This window comes from Parafilimonas terrae, from assembly GCF_900115755.1.
Taxonomy (GTDB): domain Bacteria; phylum Bacteroidota; class Bacteroidia; order Chitinophagales; family Chitinophagaceae; genus Parafilimonas; species Parafilimonas terrae.
Genome location: NZ_FOXQ01000001.1, coordinates 1,051,549 through 1,072,883 on the forward strand (window position 1 = coordinate 1,051,549; position 21,335 = coordinate 1,072,883).

Annotated in this window: 19 protein-coding genes and 1 tRNA gene; 10 read left to right on the plus strand and 10 right to left on the minus strand. The window is 40.9% G+C overall.

Features of this window, described 5'->3' with window-relative positions; all coding sequences use genetic code 11:
• Positions 1–38 precede the first annotated feature (38 nt).
• From BM015_RS04535 to BM015_RS04545, 3 genes are read left to right on the plus strand one after another with little or no spacing between them, the layout of a single operon-like run.
• Entirely contained in the window at positions 39–824 is a 786-nt protein-coding gene (locus BM015_RS04535; protein ID WP_090654932.1) for a sulfite exporter TauE/SafE family protein, read from the plus strand.
• A 21-nt stretch (positions 825–845) separates the two neighbouring features.
• Positions 846–1,409: a YeeE/YedE family protein gene (locus BM015_RS04540; protein WP_090654935.1), complete on the plus strand. Its 564-nt coding sequence runs from the start codon at positions 846–848 to the stop codon at positions 1,407–1,409.
• Between the two features lie 9 nt (positions 1,410–1,418).
• Positions 1,419–1,934 carry a YeeE/YedE family protein gene (locus BM015_RS04545; protein ID WP_090655274.1) on the plus strand — a complete coding sequence of 172 codons (516 nt, stop codon included), beginning with the start codon at positions 1,419–1,421 and terminating at the stop codon, positions 1,932–1,934.
• Positions 1,935–1,985: 51 nt separating this feature from the next.
• Here the strand turns inward: BM015_RS04545 and BM015_RS04550 are convergent, their stop codons facing one another.
• The 3 genes from BM015_RS04550 to BM015_RS04560 form a co-directional block, all read right to left on the minus strand.
• Complete coding sequence (locus BM015_RS04550; RefSeq protein WP_090654938.1) at positions 1,986–2,450, minus strand: hypothetical protein; 465 nt, start codon at positions 2,448–2,450, stop codon at positions 1,986–1,988.
• Between the two features lie 63 nt (positions 2,451–2,513).
• Positions 2,514–3,485: an aldo/keto reductase gene (locus BM015_RS04555; RefSeq protein ID WP_090654941.1), complete on the minus strand. Its 972-nt coding sequence runs from the start codon at positions 3,483–3,485 to the stop codon at positions 2,514–2,516.
• A gap of 45 nt (positions 3,486–3,530) precedes the next feature.
• Positions 3,531–4,007, minus strand: a complete 477-nt coding sequence (locus tag BM015_RS04560) for an META domain-containing protein (RefSeq protein ID WP_090654945.1) — start codon at positions 4,005–4,007, stop codon at positions 3,531–3,533.
• 339 nt (positions 4,008–4,346) lie between these two features.
• Between BM015_RS04560 and BM015_RS04565 the strand changes: the two genes are divergently transcribed.
• From BM015_RS04565 to BM015_RS04590, 6 genes are all read left to right on the plus strand, one after another.
• Positions 4,347–5,129, plus strand: coding sequence for an outer membrane beta-barrel protein (locus tag BM015_RS04565; RefSeq protein WP_090654948.1), 783 nt, complete (start codon positions 4,347–4,349; stop codon positions 5,127–5,129).
• A 51-nt stretch (positions 5,130–5,180) separates the two neighbouring features.
• Entirely contained in the window at positions 5,181–6,371 is a 1,191-nt protein-coding gene (hflX, locus tag BM015_RS04570; protein WP_090654951.1) for a GTPase HflX, read from the plus strand.
• Between the two features lie 65 nt (positions 6,372–6,436).
• A tRNA-Asn gene (locus BM015_RS04575) sits at positions 6,437–6,510 on the plus strand.
• Positions 6,511–6,724: 214 nt separating this feature from the next.
• Positions 6,725–7,612: a carboxylesterase family protein gene (locus BM015_RS04580; protein WP_143075747.1), complete on the plus strand. Its 888-nt coding sequence runs from the start codon at positions 6,725–6,727 to the stop codon at positions 7,610–7,612.
• Positions 7,613–7,708: 96 nt separating this feature from the next.
• A complete protein-coding gene (locus tag BM015_RS04585; protein WP_090654956.1) occupies positions 7,709–8,695 on the plus strand; it encodes a pseudouridine synthase in 987 nt (328 codons plus the stop codon).
• A gap of 14 nt (positions 8,696–8,709) precedes the next feature.
• Positions 8,710–9,420, plus strand: coding sequence for an RluA family pseudouridine synthase (locus tag BM015_RS04590; RefSeq protein ID WP_090654959.1), 711 nt, complete (start codon positions 8,710–8,712; stop codon positions 9,418–9,420).
• Here the strand turns inward: BM015_RS04590 and lpxB are convergent.
• From lpxB to BM015_RS04615, 5 genes are all read right to left on the minus strand, one after another.
• Positions 9,417–10,553, minus strand: coding sequence for a lipid-A-disaccharide synthase (gene lpxB / locus BM015_RS04595; protein ID WP_090654962.1), 1,137 nt, complete (start codon positions 10,551–10,553; stop codon positions 9,417–9,419). The genes BM015_RS04590 and lpxB overlap by 4 nt on opposite strands.
• 98 nt (positions 10,554–10,651) lie before the next feature.
• Entirely contained in the window at positions 10,652–11,176 is a 525-nt protein-coding gene (locus BM015_RS04600) for a DUF2231 domain-containing protein (RefSeq protein ID WP_090654966.1), read from the minus strand.
• Between the two features lie 140 nt (positions 11,177–11,316).
• Entirely contained in the window at positions 11,317–12,552 is a 1,236-nt protein-coding gene (locus tag BM015_RS04605; RefSeq protein ID WP_090654969.1) for an MFS transporter, read from the minus strand.
• A 77-nt stretch (positions 12,553–12,629) separates the two neighbouring features.
• Positions 12,630–13,316 carry a DedA family protein gene (locus tag BM015_RS04610; protein ID WP_090654972.1) on the minus strand — a complete coding sequence of 229 codons (687 nt, stop codon included), beginning with the start codon at positions 13,314–13,316 and terminating at the stop codon, positions 12,630–12,632.
• Between the two features lie 20 nt (positions 13,317–13,336).
• Positions 13,337–14,569 (minus strand): dicarboxylate/amino acid:cation symporter, encoded by a 1,233-nt coding sequence (locus BM015_RS04615; protein WP_090654975.1) that lies wholly within the window; start codon positions 14,567–14,569, stop codon positions 13,337–13,339.
• 126 nt (positions 14,570–14,695) lie between these two features.
• Between BM015_RS04615 and BM015_RS04620 the strand changes: the two genes are divergently transcribed.
• Complete coding sequence (locus tag BM015_RS04620) at positions 14,696–16,225, plus strand: amino acid permease (RefSeq protein WP_090654979.1); 1,530 nt, start codon at positions 14,696–14,698, stop codon at positions 16,223–16,225.
• A 72-nt stretch (positions 16,226–16,297) separates the two neighbouring features.
• On the opposite strand, the gene BM015_RS04625 is transcribed toward BM015_RS04620, so the two are convergent.
• Together BM015_RS04625 and BM015_RS04630 are read right to left on the minus strand one after the other, a co-directional pair.
• A complete protein-coding gene (locus tag BM015_RS04625) occupies positions 16,298–19,600 on the minus strand; it encodes a VCBS repeat-containing protein (protein ID WP_090654982.1) in 3,303 nt (1,100 codons plus the stop codon).
• Positions 19,601–19,704: 104 nt separating this feature from the next.
• Entirely contained in the window at positions 19,705–21,330 is a 1,626-nt protein-coding gene (locus BM015_RS04630; RefSeq protein ID WP_090654985.1) for a SusD/RagB family nutrient-binding outer membrane lipoprotein, read from the minus strand.
• Positions 21,331–21,335: the final 5 nt, after the last annotated feature.

Sequence of the window (21,335 nt, forward strand, 5' to 3'; positions counted from 1 at the left end):
TCACTTGCCGGGTAAAAACATAACCGCAATTTTGCTGCATGCACATTACCGGCTATATCGCTTCTTTATTTATCGGGATTTCACTGGGGTTAATAGGCGGCGGCGGTTCTATTCTTACTGTTCCGGTTTTAGTGTATTTGTTTGGCGTATCACCGGTGCTTGCCACATCTTATTCTTTATTTATTGTTGGTTCCACCAGCTTAATTGGCGCCTTCAACAGTTGGCGCAAAAACCTGGTTGATTTCAGAACAACATTATTGTTTGGCATTTCATCCATACTTACCGTTTTTGTTATAAGAAAACTCATCATTCCCAATATTCCTGAAGATATATTCATTGCCGGTTTTCATTTTAAGTTCTCTGTGCTTACCATGATTTTGTTTGGCGTATTAATGCTGGCCGCATCGTTTTCCATGCTTACGAATAAGGTAACAGAACATCACTCCAATCATAAAAAAAACATTGGCGTATTAATTTTATACGGAACGGGCATTGGCCTTGTTACAGGCTTTCTTGGCGCCGGCGGCGGCTTTCTTTTAATACCGGCGCTGGTTTTACTGCTGCACCTGCACATGAAAAAAGCCGTAGGCACGTCGCTGCTCATTATCGCCCTAAATTCACTCACGGGTTTTGCGGGCGATATAGGCCATCATAAAACAGACTGGTTTTTTCTTTTAACCGTTTCTGCCATTGCCATTGCCGGCATTTTCATAGGCGGTTTATTCAGCAAAAAAATTGATGGTGAAAAACTCAGGAAAGTTTTCGGCTGGTTTGTGCTGGCAATGGGCATTTATATCATTATTAAAGAAACCTTGCTTAATTGATTTTTTTTAAAGAGTTATACAATGATTGAACTATTAAAACAACCGTGGCCCTGGTATGTGTCGGGCGTGGTAATTGGCCTGATGGTGCCTGTTTTATTAATTGCAGGCAACAAATCTTTTGGCATATCGGCTAACCTGCGGCATATATGCGCCGCATGTTTTTCCGCAAACATTCAATTCTTTCAATACAAATGGAAGAAAGAAATATGGAACCTGTTTTTTGCTGCGGGCATTATTGGCGGCGGTTTTATTGCGGCGCATTTTCTCGCTAATCCAAACCCCGTGCAGGTAAACCCGGCATTAATGGCTGAACTGAATAATTATAACATACACGATACCGCCGGTTTATTGCCCGCCGAACTTTTTAGCTGGCCGGCGCTTTTTTCTGCAAGGGGCTTTGTGCTGCTGATGGTGGGTGGCTTTTTTGTTGGCTTCGGCACGCGGTATGCCGGCGGCTGCACCAGCGGCCATTCCATCATGGGATTAAGTAACCTGCAGTGGCCATCGCTGGTTGCCACCATTAGTTTTATGGCGGGCGGTTTTATAATGGCCAACCTCATCCTGCCTTATATTCTTTCTTTATAAAAAATGATTATGAATACTGTTGAAAAAAATATACCGGTTGATTTTATTACAGATTATGAGGTGCGTTCCGAAGATACTTCGTGCATAAACGAAAGTGAGCTGCAGCACCCCTGTTGGTTTAATTTCAAATACCTTATTACGGGCATTTTGTTTGGCATTGTGCTGGTAAAATCTGAAGTGGTTTCCTGGTTTCGTATCCAGGAAATGTTCAGACTGCAAAGTTTTCACATGTATGGCGTTATAGGCACGGCCGTGATAACGGGAATAATTGCTGTGTGGCTCATAAAAAAGTTCAACATAAAGACTATTTATGGCGAAACCATACATTTTCACCCCAAAAAATTTAATAAAGGGCAAATTTTCGGCGGTTTAATTTTTGGTTTAGGCTGGGCAATGACGGGCGCCTGCCCCGGGCCACTGTTTGCACAATTGGGCGCAGGTTTTACGGTGATTGCAGTGGTAATTGCCAGCGCGGTTGCCGGTACCTGGGTGTATGGAAAGCTGAGAGATAAGTTACCCCATTAATATTGATGTGCAGAAGGAGATTTTCCAGGTTCCAGGTTTAAAAAAACGTCTTCAAACCGGATTAGCTTCCCCCTTTTCATGGAATTTCTCCCGAGAAACCCGGAAATCTTCCCCAGAAATGCGTTCGTCTTCCCCAGAAAACTGTTTCTTTTCCCCAGAATTTTGAAAAAACTCCCGAAAAAACCCGAAAAACTCCCCAGAAAACTCAATTTTTTCCCGAGAAAACAGGAAAAATTCCCCAGAAAATCGATTCTTTTCCCGAGAAAACCCATTCTTTTCGCTGCTTTTGCGAAAAATTTTCGCCGGAAAATTCATTTTTTTCGCTGTTTTATTCATTCTTTTCGCTGTTTTCCTGGTATAATTTCCTATAAAACCCATTCTTTTCGCTGGAAAAACGATTATTTCTCCGCGTTTCACCCGCAATTTTCGTTGTTTTTTCAGCACACTGCCCTGAACAGGGCCGCAGCCGGAGTAATCAGCGAAGAAAATCAGCCTAAAAAGGAAAGAATATTGCATAGCAGAAAATAAAAAAGCAATGAACCATTGTCATTGCTTTTAAAAATAGTGTCCTTACAATATTTATTGCGACCATTGGGTAGGTTCCCTGTCCCAACGGTGACTTTTCAATTCTTGTAATAAGTTTTCGGTTAAGCCCTTGCCATCGCCTGCCTGCATATTGGCCATAACATTCTTTAGTTTGCGCATTCCCGGGATGGTTGTGGAAACATCGGGGTTACTTAAAATAAAACGCAGCGCCATTTCGGGCATAGTCATTCCACCGGGGATCAAAGGCCGCAAAGCTTCCGCATGATCAACGCTTGAACTAAGGTTTTCAGGAACAAAATAGGTGGAACGCCAGTCTTCCCCGGGAAAAACGGTTTCTTTGGTGAGCGTGCCGGTGAGGGTTCCCTCATCAAAAGGCACGCGGGCAATTACGCCAATATCCATTTTGCGGCAAAGCGGGAAAAGATTGTCTTCAGGCGCCTGGTCAAAAATGTTATAGATCACCTGCACCGCATCTATAAGGCCTGTATGCAGGGTTTTCAGGCTATTATCGGGTTCCCAGCGGTTTATGCTTATGCCCCAGGCCCGCACTTTACCCTGTTGCGTTAATTTAATAATCGTATCCTGCCATTCATCCTCATCGGCCCAGCCATCTTCCCACACATGAAACTGCTGCAGGTCTATGGTTTCCACGCCGAGGTTTTTAAGGCTCTTTTCCGTGTATTCAATTATGTAATCAGAAGGAAAAACATCTTTTAACAGGAATTCTCTTTTAGAAGGCCACTTGCGGTTTTTGGGCGGGATCTTGGTGGCAACGTACAATCTCTTGCCTGCATGCCTTTTTAAAACAGCATTCAATATTTGTTCGCTTAAACCATCGCCATAAGCCCAGGCAGTATCGAAAAAATTACAGCCCATTTCAACCGATTTGTCAAGAGCGCGGTTTACTTCTTCGCTCTCAGAGCCCGTCCAGCCTGCCATGCCCCACATGCCATATCCAATTTCGCTAACCTGCCAGCCGGTGCGCCCAAATTTTCTGTATTGCATTGTAGTGTTTTAAGGTTTAAAGATAAAAACCTGCGCCCATGCAAACTAAATTTGTTTGGTGGGGTTTTTATCTGCGTGCCGCACCCATTTTGACAATACTGTTGTGTTATACATTAGCTGAAGCACGCCATCTTCAATTTGATAACGGTTTGTTTTAAGCAGGTTTTCCATAAAAGCCTCTTCGTTATAGCCGGGGCAGGTTTTTTTGGTGGAGATTAGCTTTTCATTAAACTGAAGGGCATCCTGCGAAAGCAAAAAGGCGCCGCTCATATTGTTGCAGCCGGTGTTACCGGTAAACCTGCCGTTTTTAATATTGAAAACAATGAAAGGAATTTTGCCGGCAGCGGTATCAGAGCTCAGCACAGGCATTAATTCCCATTTTCCGCTGAGGGTTGCCGTATCGCTTTCATGAAAGGCGGCTGCAATTTTTGCGCTGCCTGTTTTTTGCGGCATATTGATGTGTGCATTCGCCTGGCCGTTTATGAGCAGCAGGGCAAGGCTTGCAAATAATAAATGTTTCATTCGTATAAGTTTGTTTTTTCAATGGCCTCATGTAACCTTGCTGTTACATTCCCTATGTGAGAAGAATTAACATGCCCGGTTTCATGCCTAAAACGAATCAATTTTTAAGCCACGCCAGCCACGTTAAGCTTTATGTTTGATAAAGAAATCAGGGTTAAAAATTATTTCGGGATGCAAATGCTTATGCCCTTGCCAAAACCAGATTTATTTTGCGTTATTTTAACCGGGTGTGTGGATTGATTTCATTTATTTTTGTCCGCACTTTAAAAATTAACAAAGCATAAAGCGGGAAATAACTGATTATAACCAGGATTTCTGCAACCAGCAAACTCAAATATTATGAACCAGATGAAAAAGTTTTTCCTGCTATTCTTTTCAATAGCTGCTTTTGTTGCTGCCAAAGCACAGGTTAATACTGATACTTCAGCCCTGTCCCGCATTATGTCGGAACCGGCGCCAAAAAACAGGGAGTGGTCTAAGCTTGATTTGAGCACAAGGGCAAACGATCATTTTATGGTTCAGTATGGTTACGATATGTGGCCAAATGTGCCGGACAGCATAAATACATCAGGCTTTTCAAGGCATTTTAATATTTATGTAATGCTGGATAAACCTTTTCGCAACAGCCCGCATTTTAGCGTGGGTTTAGGTTTAGGAATAGGAACAAGCAATATCTTTTTTTCCAATACTTACGTAAACCTTAAATCTCAAACGGGCACATTGCCGTTTACTAATGTAACCAACACTAATCATTTTGATAAATTCAAACTGTCAACCGGTTTTATTGAAGTGCCGCTTGAATTGCGGTTTTCCGGCAACCCGGTTCAGCCCGATAAAGGCTTTAAGATGGCGCTGGGCATAAAGGGTGGCTTATTGGTTACCGCCCACACAAAAGGAAAGAATTATGTGGATGCCAATGGTAATCCCATTTATGCAAAAAATTATATTCAGAAAGAATCTGACAAGCGGTTTATAAACAGCACACGCTTTGCATTAACCGGCCGTATTGGTTTTGGCCACATTTCACTTGATGGTTCTTACCAGGTTACCAGCTTTTTAAAAACCGGCGCCGGCCCGGTTATTCACCCCGTTTCAATCGGGCTTACTTTAAGCGGCCTGTAATTTGCAGGTTGGGTGAATTGGTTTAACTTTTAAAAAAATTAGCTACAGCATTTGATTGATATTAAGCAACAGGTAAAAGCTGAAGAACGGGCAGTGCTCGTGGGCATAGTGCAAAAGAGCCAGGAAGAACGCGAGGTGCAGGAAAATCTTGATGAGCTTGCCTTTCTTGCCGAAACAGCCGGCGCAGTTGCCATTAAAACCTTTACGCAAAAATTACCGCAGCCCGATAGCAGGACATTTATAGGAAAAGGAAAGCTGGAAGAAGTGGCGGCTTATATTAAAACGCACCCGGCGGATATCATCATTTTTGATGATGAACTAAGCGGCTCGCAAATTACCAATATTGAAAAAGCCACCGGCGTTAAAGCCATAGACCGCAGCGATCTTATTCTCGACATTTTTGCAAGACGTGCTAAAACTTCCCGTGCAAAAGCCCAGGTGGAGCTGGCGCAGTACCAATATATTTTGCCGCGTTTGCGTGGCATGTGGAAACACCTTGAAAGGCTTGGTGGCGGTATTGGCACAAGGGGCCCGGGCGAAACAGAAATTGAAACAGACCGCCGTATTGTAAGGGATAAAATTTCGCTGCTGCGCAAAAGGCTGCAGGAAATAGATAAACAATCTTTTACGCAACGTAAAGATCGTGGTGAATTTATACGGGTTTCATTAGTGGGTTATACTAACGTTGGCAAAAGCACCATTATGAACCTGCTGAGCAAAAGCGATGTATTTGCCGAGAATAAATTGTTTGCCACGCTTGATACTACTACGCGTAAAGTTGTTTTTGAAAACACGCCTTTTCTCCTGAGTGATACGGTTGGCTTTATACGAAAGCTGCCGCATCATTTAATTGAAAGTTTTAAAAGCACGCTGGATGAAGTGCGTGAAGCTGATTTGCTGCTGCATGTGGTGGATATTTCACACCCGAAATATGAAGAGCAGATGGCCACAGTAAATAAAACCCTGCAGGAACTGGGTGCGGTTGATAAACCTGTTATAACTGTTTTCAACAAAATTGATGCTTACGAAGAAACGAATTTTGATGAATGGCTGGATGCAGGCACCAAACAGGAAATTTTGCACCAGCTTGAAGAAAGATGGCAAAAGGCAACAGAAAATAAAGCGGTTTTTATTTCGGCTGTGGAGAAAAGAAATATTGATAAACTGCGGAATATTGTATTGGAAAATGTGCGGGCATTGTACCGGCAGCGGTATCCATACAAGACAGAATATTTCTTTTAACGCTAATTTTAAAAAAGGAGTTGGTAAAAATATAAAAACGACTATTTTTGCAGCCCCTGAAACATTCCTCAGTAGCTCAGCTGGTTAGAGCATCTGACTGTTAATCAGAGGGTCACTGGTTCAAGTCCAGTCTGAGGAGCTTTAAAAATGAAAGCGTTACGAGGATCGTAGCGCTTTTTTTGTCTTCTTTATAAAAGGAATCTTTTGTAAGCCAACTATCTGAACCATTAAAAGTTAATATCACATTTATCCTTTATTCAACCCTCTTATGGCATAAATTTTGCGCCCGCATGGGCGCTTTAACTACTTACTTTCCAATATCTTTTATTACTAAATTTTGTAAAGTTTTTTCAATGAGAAAATTAAGCTCTATTGTATTGTTTGTAATGTTATTGATGGCTTCTCCTTCCTGTAAAAAAGAAACTGCTCAGCTCAGCACGGTCTCGGCTGCAAATGAATCTGATCTTTCTATTAAAAAATTAAGAAGAAAAACGCAGACAGGCGACCTTGTTGGCCGCCAGCAGCAAATAACAATAGCTACCGGCGATTATACCTATCCCACTTCACAGGCATTATTATGGCTGCCGGCCGGTTATAATGGTATAAAAAGCATTAGGAAAAAATATCCTTTAATAATTGCCCTTGACGGAGTGGGCGAGCAAGGCACAGATATTAAGGCTTTATTGCATAGCGGCACAATTGCATACCACATTTCCAAAGGATGGGATCCCGTTTCTAAAAATCCTGCGGATGGAAAAGACTATTCGTTTATTGTTTTCACACCACAGTGCCCGGTAAGCTGGGGCTGGAGTGCACCGCAGATAAAAACTATGCTTGCTTCATTAAAAAAGACTTACAGAATAGATGTTTCCCGTGTTTATTTAACCGGTTTCAGCGCGGGTGGCTGGGGCTTATGGAGCTGTATGACGGATGATGTGAGCCTCTGCCAGCAGTTTGCGGCTATCGGGCCGGTAAGTTCTGCAGCGGCGGACCATCCGGATAAAATAACAAACGTTGCCAAATTCAATATCGCCTGCTGGAATATTTGCGGTACTGCTGATTCGTTTTATGGAAATGCTGTAAACTATACCAACATTATAAACGGGGCGAATCCAAAAATCCCGGCAATATTGACAAGTTTGAAAGGCGTTGGCCACAGCGCCTGGAACCAGGCTTATGATACAAGCTGGCGTGTAAATAAGAAAAACTTCTTTGAATGGGCTTTGCAGTACCGCAGGTAAAAGAAGCATAGCTTAAAACAATCTAAATGCTTTGAAACTTAAGTTTTAAAGCATTTTTTATTTAATTGATTGACATTTGCCATTCAAAGCAGATACATGAAGCAGCATTCGTTTGAAAAATTTATAAATAAAGAAAAGAACTCCCGCAAAAAAGAGGCGATAAAACAGGATAAGCGCAGGTGGAAAGAAGAAAAGAAGAAGCGGTATGAAGAAAAAAAATTAAATTATGAATTGCAGTCTTCAAAACCCAGGACTTCCAGGCCGGTAAAACCAGGCCATGAACCATTAAACCCAAACACAAAAGCAGATAAGGCTAATAGTTCAAACCCGGGAGAAATACCGCTTAATAAATTTATTGCCCATGCAGGCGTTTGTGGCAGGAGGGAAGCGGCAGTGCTGGTGAAAGAAGGTAAAGTAAAAGTAAACAACAATATAATTTACGAACCGGGCTATAAGGTAACATCAGCCGATAAGGTTGTATTCAATAACAAACAGCTTCATATACAAAAAAACCTGGTTTACATTTTACTGAACAAACCCAAGGATTACATTACCACAGCAAAAGATACGCATGGCCGTAAAACGGTTTTTGAACTGGTGCAACAAGCCACAGGCGAAAGAATTTACCCGGTAGGCAGGTTAGACCGCAACACAACCGGCGTGCTGTTGCTTACCAATGATGGCGACCTTACACAGAAGCTAACGCATCCATCTTTCGAAATAAAAAAAATATACGAGGCAAAGCTTGACAAACCTTTACTTAAAAAGGATATGGAAGCCCTGCTCAAAGGCGTTGAGCTGGAAGATGGCTTTATAGCTGCTGACGCTGCCGGCTATGCCGACCCGAAAGATAAATCGCTGGTGGGCCTCGAAATTCACAGTGGCAGAAACCGCATTGTGCGCCGCTTGTTTGAACATTTGGGTTATGAAGTTAAAGGCCTCGACAGGGTATTGTTTGCCAATCTTACCAAAAAAAACCTGGAACGTGGCAAATGGCGTTTCTTGCATGAAAAAGAAGTTCGCTTATTGAAATATATGAACCAAAGCTTTGTGAAAAAGAAACCCTCGCCAAAGAAAAATTAATACAGAATTGGATAATGAAGTTTGAAACAATTTTTGAAGACGATAAATTAATTGCCATTAATAAGCCGGCGGGCTTGCTCAGCATTCCGGACAGAGAAGGAAAAGAGGTTTCGCTTAAGCAAATATTAGCTGATAAATATGGCGAAATTTTTACCGTGCACCGCCTGGATAAAAGCACAAGCGGCGTAATTGTTTTTGCAAAAGATAAAGCTGCGCATGCAGAAATTTCGCAGCTTTTTGAAAGCCGCACCACAGAAAAAATTTACTACGGCCTTGTGCATGGAAGCATTACCCCGCAAAGCGGAAAAATTGAAGAGCCTATAATGCAGCATCCTTCCGGCAACGGAAAAATGATTTTAAGCAGTAAAGGAAAACCCTCATTTACCGAGTATGAGATGCTGGAAGATTTCAGGCGTTTTAGCTGGGTAAAATTTAAAATCCTTACCGGCAGAACACATCAAATACGCATTCATTCTCAATTTATCGGGCATAGTATTGTTTGCGATGATTTATACGGAGATGGCAGCTCTGTTTTGCTGTCTTCGCTTAAAAAGAAATATAATTTAAGTAAGCATGAAATTGAGGAAAGGCCTCTTTTATCAAGGCTGGCTTTACACAGTGCTTCGTTGAAATTTATATTTAATGAAGAGGAATATTCATTTGAAGCGCCGCTGCCGAAAGACCTGAAAGCGTTGTTGCAGCAGTTAAGAAAACTGAATAATTAGTTCTTATTTTTTGCTGTATCCACAACAATCTTCGCTGCATTTGCCGATGCATTGCCGCCTGCAGATAAAATGTTTTTTAAATCTTCATAATCTTTCCTGAATTGCTCTTTTTTGGCTTCATCAAAAAGCAGTTTTGATAATTCCTGCTTCAGGTTTTTTACAGTAAGCTCGTTTTGAATTAATTCCTTAACCACAGGTTTATCCATAATTAAATTAACGAGTGCTATATATTTAATTTTAATCAACCGCTTTGCAATCTGGTAACTTATGTTGCTTCCTTTGTAGCAAACCACTTCTGGCACGCCGAATAAGGCCGTTTCTAAAGTTGCCGTACCACTTGTAACCAATGCCGCCTTTGCTTCTGTAAGCAGTTGATATGTTTTATTTCGAACAGAAGAAACATTTGTGTAATTGCGCACAAAGCTTTCATAAAACGCATCTTCCAGGCCAGGCGCCTTTGCCAAAATAAACTGGTATTGCGGAAAGTGCCTGCTCACTTCCAGCATTATGGGAAGCTTTTTTGCAATTTCCTGTTTCCTGCTGCCGGGGAGCAATGCAATGATATTATTAGCTGATGGCTGATGGCCGGCGGCAGATTGCTTAAACTCTTCAACTACCTGCACCAGTGGATGGCCCACATAATCCACATCCCACTTCCATTTGTCTTTATAATATTCTTTTTCAAATGGAAGAATAACGATCATTTCATCTATCGTTTCTTTCATTTTAGGTACACGGCTTTCTTTCCAGGCCCAAACCTGGGGAGAAATGTAGAATACAGTTTTGCAGTTGACTGTTGATTGTTGGCCGTTAACCGTTTTTGCCCATTCGGCAATGCGTAAATTAAAGCCGGGATAATCAATCAGTACCAGCACATCCGGCTGAAACTTCAGTATATCTTCTTTGCAGAATTTGAGGTTATTAAAAATGGTTTTAAGGTTCATTACCACTTCGGCAAATCCCATAAAAGCGAGATCGCGGTAATGCTTTACCAGCGTTGCACCCTCGGCCTGCATCAGGTCGCCGCCCCAGCACCGGATGCTTGCGGCTTCATCGAGTTTCTTTATTTCTTTTATAAGATTACTGCCATGCAAATCACCGCTTGCCTCACCCGCAATGATGTAATACTTCATAACTATATTCCGCCAGGCGGAAACATTTATTATTAAAAAAGATAAAGTAAAGAAAAGTAAATGAAGCTGCTTGCAAAATTCTTTATTGCATTTCTTTATTAAATGTGCTCTTTTGTATCAGAAAAAATCTCGCTGGCATTTTTTTGAATTTCATCCTGTTCAGGTATTTCCTCATGAGTGGTAATATCAACCCCAATATGATGACGCTGCACCATAGACCAGCCTTTAAATCCTGCGTATAACATTACCAGAAAGCCTATTACAGTGAGCATAATATTCGAGCGTATAGATGGATTTGCTTCATTAAGATCAGGATACATTACTATGGCGCTTGCAATAAAAAAGCTTACCGAAACAACGTTGGCAATCATGTGCTTCAATCCGGTTGATTTAGCGTCGGTCAATTCTGGTATAGATAACCAATCAATTAAACCGGGCAGCATTGCAACCACCGCAGTAACAATAGCGGCGCAGTTGGCAATAAAAGCTACATGAAACCAGAACGGATCACCTTTGGAAGCATATACCATACAGCAAACCATCGTAGCTGTGTTAAAGGCAATGGGAAATGGAACCAGCATTGGATGCAATGCATGGCCTAAAATTTTTATCCTGCTTTGCATGTTATAACAGCATAAAAAAATGTGCCATGAAATTCATGGTCAGCATAGAATGCAAAGCATCCTGTTGAAATTATTCTTTCCAGGTAAGTGAATTTTTAATACGGGGAAATGAAATTAAGCAATAAGACCTGATAGATTTATCAGGCAATATCTCCTTCAGTATAATCAAGATCTTTATGATAAGTCTCATCGGTAAAAACCACCGATAATATGCCGATAATAAATACAACGATACCGGTAATCCAGCCCGCCGTTAAGTAATTACCGGTTGAACCCTGCAGCCATACAAAAAAAATGGAAACGAGATTTAATGAGCCGCGGATCATATTCGGAACGGTGGTGGCAACTGTGGCGCGGATATTTGTGCCGAACTGTTCTGCAGCCATCGTTACAAATATGGCCCAGAAACCCGTTCCAAAACCAAGCAGCGCACACACCAGGTATAAATGAAAAGGCGTTGCATTATGCAGGTTAAAGAACCATACAATGCCAATGGCGGTTATAGCATAAAAAACATATAAAGCTTTCTTCCTGCTCATAAGCCATTTGCTTACAAAACCCACAAGGATATCACCGACAGATATGGCCGCATAAGCAAACATTACGCTTTTACCCGGATCGATAGCGCCCTGTATATTCATGTGAGCGCCAAATTCCTTTGAAAAGGTAACAAGAATGCCAATGACATACCAGGTGGGCAAACCAATAAAAATAGCAGTTATATATTTCCGCAGGCGTGTTTTATTGGTAAAAAGCATAAGGAAATTTCCTTTGGAAATATTTTTGTTTTCGATGCTCTTGAACATGCCCGATTCAAGCACGCTTACCCGCAGCAATAAAAGCAGGAAGCCTAAGCCGCCGCCAATAAAATAGCAGGTTCGCCAGGGAAACATTTCTTTGATAAAAAATGCTACCACTGCACCTGTTAACCCTATGCCTGCCACAAAAGAAGTGGCAATACCACGTTTTTCTTTGGGTAATAATTCTGTTACCAGCGTAATGCCTGCACCAAGCTCACCGGCGAGGCCAATGCCCGAAATAAAACGCACCAGCGCATATTGATTTACGGTTTGCACAAAACCATTCGCAATATTGCCAAGCGAATACAAAATGATGGAAGTGAATAGAACTTTCAGCCTGCCTTTTTTATCGCCCAGAATACCCCATAAAATGCCGCCGATAAGCAAGCCCAGCATTTGAATATTAATGATGAATAAACCGTCTTTTGCAATCTGGTCATCATTCAGGCCTAAAGATCTTAACGAGGGCACACGGATGATGCTGAATAAAAGCAAATCATAGATATCAACAAAATAGCCCAGCGCTGCAACCAGCACAGCAAAGCTGAATACAGATTGTTGCTGCTTATTTTTCATTCGTGCATAATTATTTTTTCAGTTGTTTCATGGAATGTTCAGATAAACATCTTGCATAAGATTTTCACACAGGCGTTTCACACGGCCTTTTCTGAATCTTTTTTGTCTTTGGCAAAAAAGAATTTATAAATGATAGGAAGCGTGGATACTGCCACAATAATTATTACGATCATCTCAAGATGTTCTTTAAGGTCAATTCCGAATTTGCTCATGACCCATTTGTAAAGAAAATGGCCGGCAAAAAGCATAGCGCCCACCCACGCCACACAACCCACGATATTAAAGTATGTAAATTTCTTTTTGTCCATTTGCACCACGCCTGCAACAATCGGCGCAAACGTTCTTATGATAGGCACAAAGCGTGCAGCAACAATGGCCCATCCGCCATATTGATTATAAAATTCCGTGGCACGCACTAAATATTTTTTCTTGAACAGCAGGGTATCTTTTCTATGATATAAAAAAGGCCCGCTTTTTCGCCCAAACCAGTAGCCAACAAAATTCCCGATAATACCGGCCAATGAAATTATTATCCATAAAAAGAAAAGATCAACTACTTCGTTTGTGGAAGGAATAACAGAAGAAGCGAGGTCGCGGCTGTAAATGCCGGCTACAAACAACAGGCTGTCGCCAGGCAAAAAGAAGCCGGCAAATAAACCTGTTTCAGCAAATATGATAAACAACAATAACCATAGCCCGCCAAGCTTTATGTAAAACTCAGGATTAATAAGATCGTGCCATTGAAATTCTAATAAATGAATCATTTTGTTTGTTTAATAAGTAATCAATCCAATGCCTTTTCCCATTTGCTTACCGCGCTTGTTGCCAATCCATTGCCCAGCACATTGGTTGCCGTGCGAAACATGTCGCAAAAATGATCAATGGGCAATATTAAAGCAACGCCTTCCGGCGGAATTTTAAACATAGCACATGTGGCTGTTACCACCACCAGCGATGCCCGCGGCACACCTGCAATTCCTTTGCTGGTAAGCATTAAAACCAGCAGCATGGTAAGCTGGGTGCCATAGTCCATTTGAATGCCATAAGCCTGTGCTATGGCAAGGCTTGCAAAAGTCATATACATCATGCTGCCATCAAGGTTAAATGAATAGCCCAGCGGCAAAACGAAAGAGACTATTTTTTCATCGCAGCCAAATTCTTCCAGCTCTTCGGTAAGTTTTGGAAAAACAGCTTCGCTGCTTGTTGTGCTGAAGGCAATAATTAATGGTTGAACAATGTGCTTTAAAAGATTGGGCAATCTTTTATTGAGAATAATAAATCCAACAATCAGCAGCAAAAGCCACAATAATGCAATGCCTATAATAAAGTATAAAAAGTAATTCGCATAGAACAAAAATATTTTAGGGCCCTGCACAGCCATTACACCTGCAATAGCGCCAAAAACGCCAAGCGGCGCCGTCATCATAACATAATCCACCATTTTTAAAATAACATGAGAAACCGCATTAAGGCCTTTTATTACAATTTTGCCTTTATCGCCCAATGCCGCCGTGGCAATACCAAACATTACTGAAAACACTACAATCTGCAGTATCTGGTTTTCGGCCATTGATTCAATTACGCTTACAGGAAAAACGTGTTCTACAAAGTTTTGCAGGCTGAATTGCTGTGTTTTACCAATAAGGTCTTCCGCGCCAACGATATCAGCATTGCTTAAATCAATAGAGGCGCCTGGTTTAAAAACATTCACCAGCAGCATGCCCAGTAATAAACTGGCCAGTGAAGCTGAAATAAACCACAGCAAAGCCTTGCCGCCAACGCGGCCCACGGTTTTGATATTTCCGAGTTTGGCTATGCCTACCACGAGTGTAGAAAAAACAAGCGGTGCAATTATCATTTGCACAAGCCTTAAAAAAATAGTGGAAAGTAGCTTTATTTTTATAGCAAACCCGTTTCTTGTTTCGGGCAAACAATACAGAAATACAAGATAGCCAACCACCACGCCCAAAGCCATCGCCACCAAAATATAGAGTGTAAGATTATTGCGTTTCCTCATCAGATAATTTCGTTTGCAATATAATATTAATAAAGTCAATCAAAGGCTTGTTTCCACGGGCAGCTTAAAACATTTTATCTGCAAAAAAATAAATCCTTATTTTTCCGGCTATTAATAACTAAATCTATGAGCTTATTCAGAAAAAAAACGCTGGCCTCTTTGCTGGCACAGGCAGAGGAAGGAGAAAAAGGATTAAAACGCACATTGAATGCGGGTAACCTTATTGCTCTTGGCATTGGCGCAATAATAGGCGCAGGCTTATTTGTGAGAACGGCTGCAGCAGCAGGCCAGCATGCAGGCCCTGCCGTAACCATTTCTTTTATTGTTGCTGCAATTGGATGCGCTTTTGCAGGATTATGTTATGCTGAATTTGCTTCCATGATCCCCATTGCAGGGAGCGCATATACTTATGCCTATGCCACTATGGGCGAATTAATAGCCTGGATAATTGGATGGGCACTGATACTTGAATACGCTCTTGGCGCCGCCACGGTTTCTATTTCATGGAGTGAATATTTAAACATACTTGTGGGGAAAACGATACCGTATGAATGGTGCCACTCGCCGTTTGAATCTTTGCAGGATGCAAACGGGGTAATGCATCATGGCATTATGAATATACCGGCATTGTTTATTTTATTGATGCTGTCTGTATTATTAATAAAAGGCACGCAGGAATCTGCCCGTGTAAACATGATTATCGTTATTATAAAAGTGGCCATTGTGCTTGTTTTTATTGCGATTGGATGGGGCTTTATAAACAGCGCAAACCATACGCCTTTCTTTATTCCCGAAGATGCAAAACCCGCTATACTGCCGGATGGATCTGAATACTCGTATTCCAATTTCTTCAGGCATGGATGGGGCGGTGTATTAACCGGGGCAGGTATTGTGTTTTTTGCCTTTATTGGTTTTGATGCTGTTTCAACAACAGCACAGGAAGCAAAAAACCCAAAGAAGGATATGCCGGTAGGCATTCTCGGCTCATTGCTTATCTGCACCATTCTCTACATACTTTTTTCTTACGTTTTAACCGGCGTTGCACCTTATACCGATTTTGTAAAGTCAGGTAAGGAAGCATCTGTTGCTTATGCTATTCAAACATACATGACTAATTATGGCTGGCTGGCAAAGCTTGTATCTTTTGCCATTTTGCTTGGCTTTTCTTCAGTAATACTGGTAATGCTGATGGGGCAGTCAAGGGTTTTTTATACTATGTCATGCGACGGGTTATTGCCAAAAATATTCAGCGACCTGCATCCCAAATTCCGCACCCCCTATAAAAGCAATATTGTACTGTTTGTTTTTGTAGGATTGTTTGCTGCTTTTGTTCCTGTTAATGTAGCAGGCGACCTTACTTCCATCGGAACTTTATTCGCCTTTGTGCTGGTTTGCCTCGGTATAATGATTATGCGCAAAACAGAACCAACAATAAAACGTCCTTTTAAAACACCTATGGTGCCGCTGGTTCCTATTCTCGGAATGTTAGTATGTACAGCTATGATTGTTGGCCTGCCCAATGAAACTTTAGCAAGTGCTTTAGTATGGATGATTATAGGACTGATAATATATTTTGGCTATAGTAAAAAACATAGCAGGGTGGGCGCTGCTGCCGGTGAAATTTTACCAAGCGCTTCAGATTTTGAAAAGAAATAGTTTATCCCGTAATAGAAAAAGGCCGGTCTTTGAAACCGGCCTTTTTTGTGCAGGCAAACAAAAAATAACTGCTTATTCATCGTTTATTTTATACACCTGCAATGCGCTGCCTGCAACGCCTGCAAATATGTATGAAGACTGATGAACATTCATTTGCAATGCAGATTTTACATCGCCTTTTATGCTCATGCCCGATGATGTTTGCGGTACATAAATGAAGCTGCCTTTTCCATCGCCTTTCAATAAAGTACCATAAGATGCATCAATAGCGCCAAGCTTTAACCTGTTATCTGTATGATTGCCGAACAACAATAAATCTGTTTTACCATCTTTATCAAAATCATCCGCAATTATTTTTGATATATAAGTGAACTGCGCCTGTGAAGGCAATACTGTTTTAATAAACTTTCCATCTTTGTTTATGAATGCGCAGGTATGTAATTCATTCACGGTAAGTGAATCTGATTTCGATATTTCATCAGGAGAGAAGATATCCGTAATAGTTGCGCTTGCATAATCCCTGTATGTTGTAAACTTTTTACGCATGCCTGTAATTTGATTGTTTAATTCATCCCTGCTCACATAAGGATAACTTTTACCCTGAATATAAAAATTGAAAACGGGGTCAAGATTGCCATCGCCATCAAAGTCGGCATAATACATTTTTGCCGGCTCATCAGATGATGCATGTATCTGTGAATTCAAACCAAGGTTTCCTGCAATGATATCTTCCTTACCATCATCATTTATATCAGCCACAGTAAGTGTGTTCCAGAAACCATTATTGTTTCCCGGAAAATAAGTTAGTGTTGCATCTGTAAAACCATTAGCTGAATTTATGTATGCTTTTAAAGGCATAAATTCTCCGCACATAATCAAATCTTTTCTTCCGTCATCATTAAGATCAATCCACTGTGCATCTGTAACCATGCCGGCTTTTTCAAAGCTTGCTTTTATTTTGGTGAAATAGCCTTTGCCATTATTCTGCAATAAAAAACTTTCGGGCGTTGCAGGATACTGGCCGGGAATAACCCTGCCTCCTACGAACAAATCAATATCGCCATCGTTATCATAATCGCAGGGTTTTACACAGCTCTTGCTGTTAGCGCTCATATCAGGCAAAGCATTTTGTAAAATGGCAAAATTATTTTTGCCATCGTTTATATACAATTCATCCTGCAAGGCTGGCGTGTTTGGTTCGAATAATGAATAGCCACCTTTGGCGATATATAAATCAGGATAACCATCGCCATTAGCATCAAAAAACGCAGCGGCTGCAATGGCGGAAGCGTTTTCATCGCCAATATTTAAACCGGCAATTGGCCTGAATGATCCATCTTTTTGCTGCACATATATCTTGCCCGGGCTATTACCATCGCCGCTTATAAAAATATCATCAAGCCCGTCTTTATTAATATCGGCTTTAGCCATTACAGGACCTGTTTTGGAAAGCATGAACAACATTAATGGCTGGCGCTTAAAATCGTTTTCATCAAACTCTGTTCTTGTATATTTTAAAATATTATCCTTTTTAGTAAATATCGTTTTTGAAGGTTTGGCTGAAGGCTGATTATATTTTTGCGTTGCTTCTTTTTCATTAATAACAAGATGCTGGTTTATATTTTGCTTTTGCAGGAGTATTGTTTTTTGATCAGGAAAAATGATACGGATGGAATCTACAACAGTGGCAGCGCCTAATCCAAAAGTTACAGTTGCCGGTATGCATGATAAATACCCGCGGGAAGGATTTACTTCCTGGTATTGTTCATTGCCATTTGTGTAAACATAAACCTTCGCACCAATGGCAAAACTGTTTTGGCCCACGCCTTTTAATTGTATTGAAATGTAAGCAGCGTTATCATTATCCCTGCTCATGTTTTGATATATAAATGCAGGTTGATTAACGTTGTTTACAATAAGATCAAGATCGCCATCATTATCAAGATCAGCATACACAGCACCGCTTGATATGGAAGGTTCATCAATCCCCCAATCTGTTATTTTATTCGAGAATGTAAGATCATGGTTGTTCCTGAAAATATAATTCGGCAGCTTTGTTGCAGGCATGGCTTTTACAAGGTCCATTAATAAAACCGGTTGTCGCTCCACGGCTTTTTTCACTTTATAATCGCCCCAGTATTTTAAAAAGTCCTTGTTAGTATAATCCCTTAAATAACCATTTGTAACAAAGAGGTCTTTATAGCCATCGTTATCAAAATCGGCAAGTAAAGGCGTCCAGCTCCAGTCAGTATTTGAAACGCCTGCAAACTGTGCAATTTCGCTGAATGTGCCATCGCCATTGTTTAATTGCAGGGCATTGTGCATGTATTGTTTATAAATATCCTGGCTTATCATTAACTGGAACGACTCGTAGTTTTCCTGTAACTGCAATTGCTTTTGACGCTTGTTATCTTCAGGCAGCATATCAAGATTAATAATATCGGGCGAACCATCGTTATTATAATCTGCCACATCTACGCCCATTGAAAACTGTGCAAGATGTTGTAAACGGTTCTTTGTATCATCAGTAAATGTACCGTCGTGATTATTAATATATAAATAATCAGGTTCGTTATAATCATTAGTTACATACACATCCTGCCATCCATCTTTATTAATATCGGCAATAGCGATACCTAACCCGAAGGTTAAAGCGCTTTGGTGCAATCCCGCTTTGGCAGACATATCTTTAAAATGGCCATGCCCGTCGTTCTCATATAACTTGCTGCCAGCAAGGCTGTCAACATCATTGCGATATTTTGCCAACTCCTCATTACCAATTTTTTTATTGCTGTGGTTAAGCAGGAACATGTCTAAATCGCCATCATTATCATAATCAAAAAAAGCGGCCTGGGTGCTGTAACTTTTATCATCCAAACCATACTGCCTGGCTTCTTCTTCAAATTTCAAATTGCCTTTGTTTATAAATAACTGGTTTCTTCTTGTTTCATCATCTGCTATGCCGGAATAACATACATAAATATCAAGCAGCCCATCGCCATTTGCATCGGCCATTGTAGCGCCTGTTTTCCAGCCGCCAGGCCTTCCACCCATCAAAGGATTGGCTTCCTGCGTAATATCTTTAAACTTCATGTTGCCAAGGTTCAGGTAAAGCTTATTAGGCTGCATATTGGCAGTGAAGAAAATATCCAATAAACCATCATTATTAATATCGCCCACCGCCACGCCGCCGCCATTAAAGAAATATTCAAAGGCCAGTACATTAAGTTCTTCCGACTCGGTTAAATGATTGCTGAAGCCTATGCCCGTTTTAGTTGAATCAAGCAGGTTAAATAGTTTTTGCTGCGCAGAAACATTTAAAAAGCACGTTATGAATAAGAGGGAACAAACAGCAGTAATTTTTATTTGTTGCATCAGCTATATCTTGAAAGGCTGCTAATGATTGCAGGTGTATAAAAGTAAAAAAAAGGCTGCCCTTAAAAAGCAGCCTTAAAGTTTAATTATTTAAAAGTTTATCATTATTCCTTATCCCACCAAACACGATTGGTCCAGGTATCGCCGCCATTTGAGGAAACACCTGCGTTGTAATTCTCGCCGTTAGTAGACGGTTCGGTTGAAGGATAAGTTTCTCTTCTTGGAATTTGTCCGCCGGAGAAATTTCCTGCATAGTTAACCGGTGTTAATACGGGATAACCAGATCTTCTCCAGTTATTCCATGCTTCAATAAAATTGAACAATGTGCCGGTGGTGGCCCAGAATTGCATATTGATCTGGGCAAGAGAAGCCTCTGTTGAAGAAGTAACAAGCGGATGTGCAGTAGCATATGTTTCTGCTTCAGTAGCAGATATTTCACCCACGCTGTTAAATGTGCCATAAGATTGAAGCGCCGCTGATACACCATTATGATAATGTGTTGATGCATTTCCAACATTCCAGCCTCTTACGGCAGCTTCAGCCAGCAGCAATTCTGTTTCAGCATATGTGAGAATAAAACCCGGTGTACTCAGGCTTCTTGTATAAAGCGCTGCAGTAGGCCTTGAGTACAAGCCAACAGCAAATGCTGCATCTCCATTAATTGAGGCATCTGCAGGTGATGCGCCCGGATAATTAGGTTCCTTGCTTATATCTGTAGCACCACCATTTTGATCGTAGCCGCTTGGCATGCCTATTTGTTTAGCAAAAGTGTGGTCACCATCAAGCGTTTTATCATTATTATTGGTTGTGCCGTTTTCTGGGATTTCAGCAATTACAGAAACCCTTGGATCATTACCCGCTTTAAGAAAATCCATCAATGGCTTGCTCCATCTAACCTGAGAAAAATCTTCAGGAACCTGCAAAGCGCTTGTGTTGGCATTATTATAACCATTTGCATTATCAAAATTAATAAAGGCGTTATCATCAACGCTGCTGAAGGTGCCACCTGCATAAGCTTTCTCCGCATATTTCTGTGCAGTAGCGGCATCAACTTTAGTTAAACGCATTGCCATGCGAAGCATCAGTGAATAACCAAACTTTTTCCATTTTGTTATATCACCATCATAAATTATATCGTTGGTAATTTTATCACCGGATGCATCTAGCGTACTTATTGCAGAATCAAGGCTGTTAAGCATTGACGGGTAAATATCAGATTGCTTATCATAAACCGGGAAAGCAATATTGGCTGTTTTTGCCTGTAACGCCTGTGAGTAAGGGCAATCGCCATACACATCTGTAATCAGCTCTAAATTCAATAACTGAACAATAAAGGCAACACTGCTTAAATTGGTTTGTGCAGTGCCTTTTTCTGCGATAAGGTTTTGTATCTCTTTCGCTTTGCTTGCAGCCTGGTATGCGTTATTCCAGATGCTTGCAGCATAAGTTAAAATATTGCCTGATGCCACATATTTATCGCCATTGCTATAATATGTTGGATATTCTGCATTCGCAAATATTTGCACCCACATACTTTGAAACAATATAGCACCACTATAACCTTGTATGGTACTTACATAGTTTATTTCTGCAGTCGGCAGCAAAAGATTCGGATCAAAATTTTCACCTGACGCTGAGCCAGGATTAGTATTTATCTTATCAAAGTCTTTGGTGCACGATGCCGCCAGCATAACCGTTGCTGCACCAATAAATATTAATATCTTCTTCATGATAA

What these genes read in the sequence shown, in the direction of transcription:
- BM015_RS04600 (WP_090654966.1), bottom strand. Translation starts at nt 11,176, where the DNA reads ATGCAAAGCAGGATAAAAATTTTAGGCCATGCATTGCATCCAATGCTG.
- BM015_RS04610 (WP_090654972.1), bottom strand. Translation starts at nt 13,316, where the DNA reads ATGATTCATTTATTAGAATTTCAATGGCACGATCTTATTAATCCTGAG.
- BM015_RS04540 (WP_090654935.1), top strand. Translation starts at nt 846, where the DNA reads ATGATTGAACTATTAAAACAACCGTGGCCCTGGTATGTGTCGGGCGTG.
- BM015_RS04565 (WP_090654948.1), top strand. Translation starts at nt 4,347, where the DNA reads ATGAACCAGATGAAAAAGTTTTTCCTGCTATTCTTTTCAATAGCTGCT.
- lpxB (WP_090654962.1), bottom strand. Translation starts at nt 10,553, where the DNA reads ATGAAGTATTACATCATTGCGGGTGAGGCAAGCGGTGATTTGCATGGC.
- BM015_RS04605 (WP_090654969.1), bottom strand. Translation starts at nt 12,552, where the DNA reads ATGAAAAATAAGCAGCAACAATCTGTATTCAGCTTTGCTGTGCTGGTT.
- BM015_RS04615 (WP_090654975.1), bottom strand. Translation starts at nt 14,569, where the DNA reads ATGAGGAAACGCAATAATCTTACACTCTATATTTTGGTGGCGATGGCT.
- BM015_RS04555 (WP_090654941.1), bottom strand. Translation starts at nt 3,485, where the DNA reads ATGCAATACAGAAAATTTGGGCGCACCGGCTGGCAGGTTAGCGAAATT.
- BM015_RS04585 (WP_090654956.1), top strand. Translation starts at nt 7,709, where the DNA reads ATGAAGCAGCATTCGTTTGAAAAATTTATAAATAAAGAAAAGAACTCC.
- BM015_RS04550 (WP_090654938.1), bottom strand. Translation starts at nt 2,450, where the DNA reads ATGCAATATTCTTTCCTTTTTAGGCTGATTTTCTTCGCTGATTACTCC.
- BM015_RS04630 (WP_090654985.1), bottom strand. Translation starts at nt 21,330, where the DNA reads ATGAAGAAGATATTAATATTTATTGGTGCAGCAACGGTTATGCTGGCG.
- BM015_RS04580 (WP_143075747.1), top strand. Translation starts at nt 6,725, where the DNA reads ATGAGAAAATTAAGCTCTATTGTATTGTTTGTAATGTTATTGATGGCT.
- BM015_RS04590 (WP_090654959.1), top strand. Translation starts at nt 8,710, where the DNA reads ATGAAGTTTGAAACAATTTTTGAAGACGATAAATTAATTGCCATTAAT.
- BM015_RS04625 (WP_090654982.1), bottom strand. Translation starts at nt 19,600, where the DNA reads ATGCAACAAATAAAAATTACTGCTGTTTGTTCCCTCTTATTCATAACG.
- BM015_RS04620 (WP_090654979.1), top strand. Translation starts at nt 14,696, where the DNA reads ATGAGCTTATTCAGAAAAAAAACGCTGGCCTCTTTGCTGGCACAGGCA.
- BM015_RS04560 (WP_090654945.1), bottom strand. Translation starts at nt 4,007, where the DNA reads ATGAAACATTTATTATTTGCAAGCCTTGCCCTGCTGCTCATAAACGGC.
- BM015_RS04535 (WP_090654932.1), top strand. Translation starts at nt 39, where the DNA reads ATGCACATTACCGGCTATATCGCTTCTTTATTTATCGGGATTTCACTG.
- BM015_RS04545 (WP_090655274.1), top strand. Translation starts at nt 1,419, where the DNA reads ATGAATACTGTTGAAAAAAATATACCGGTTGATTTTATTACAGATTAT.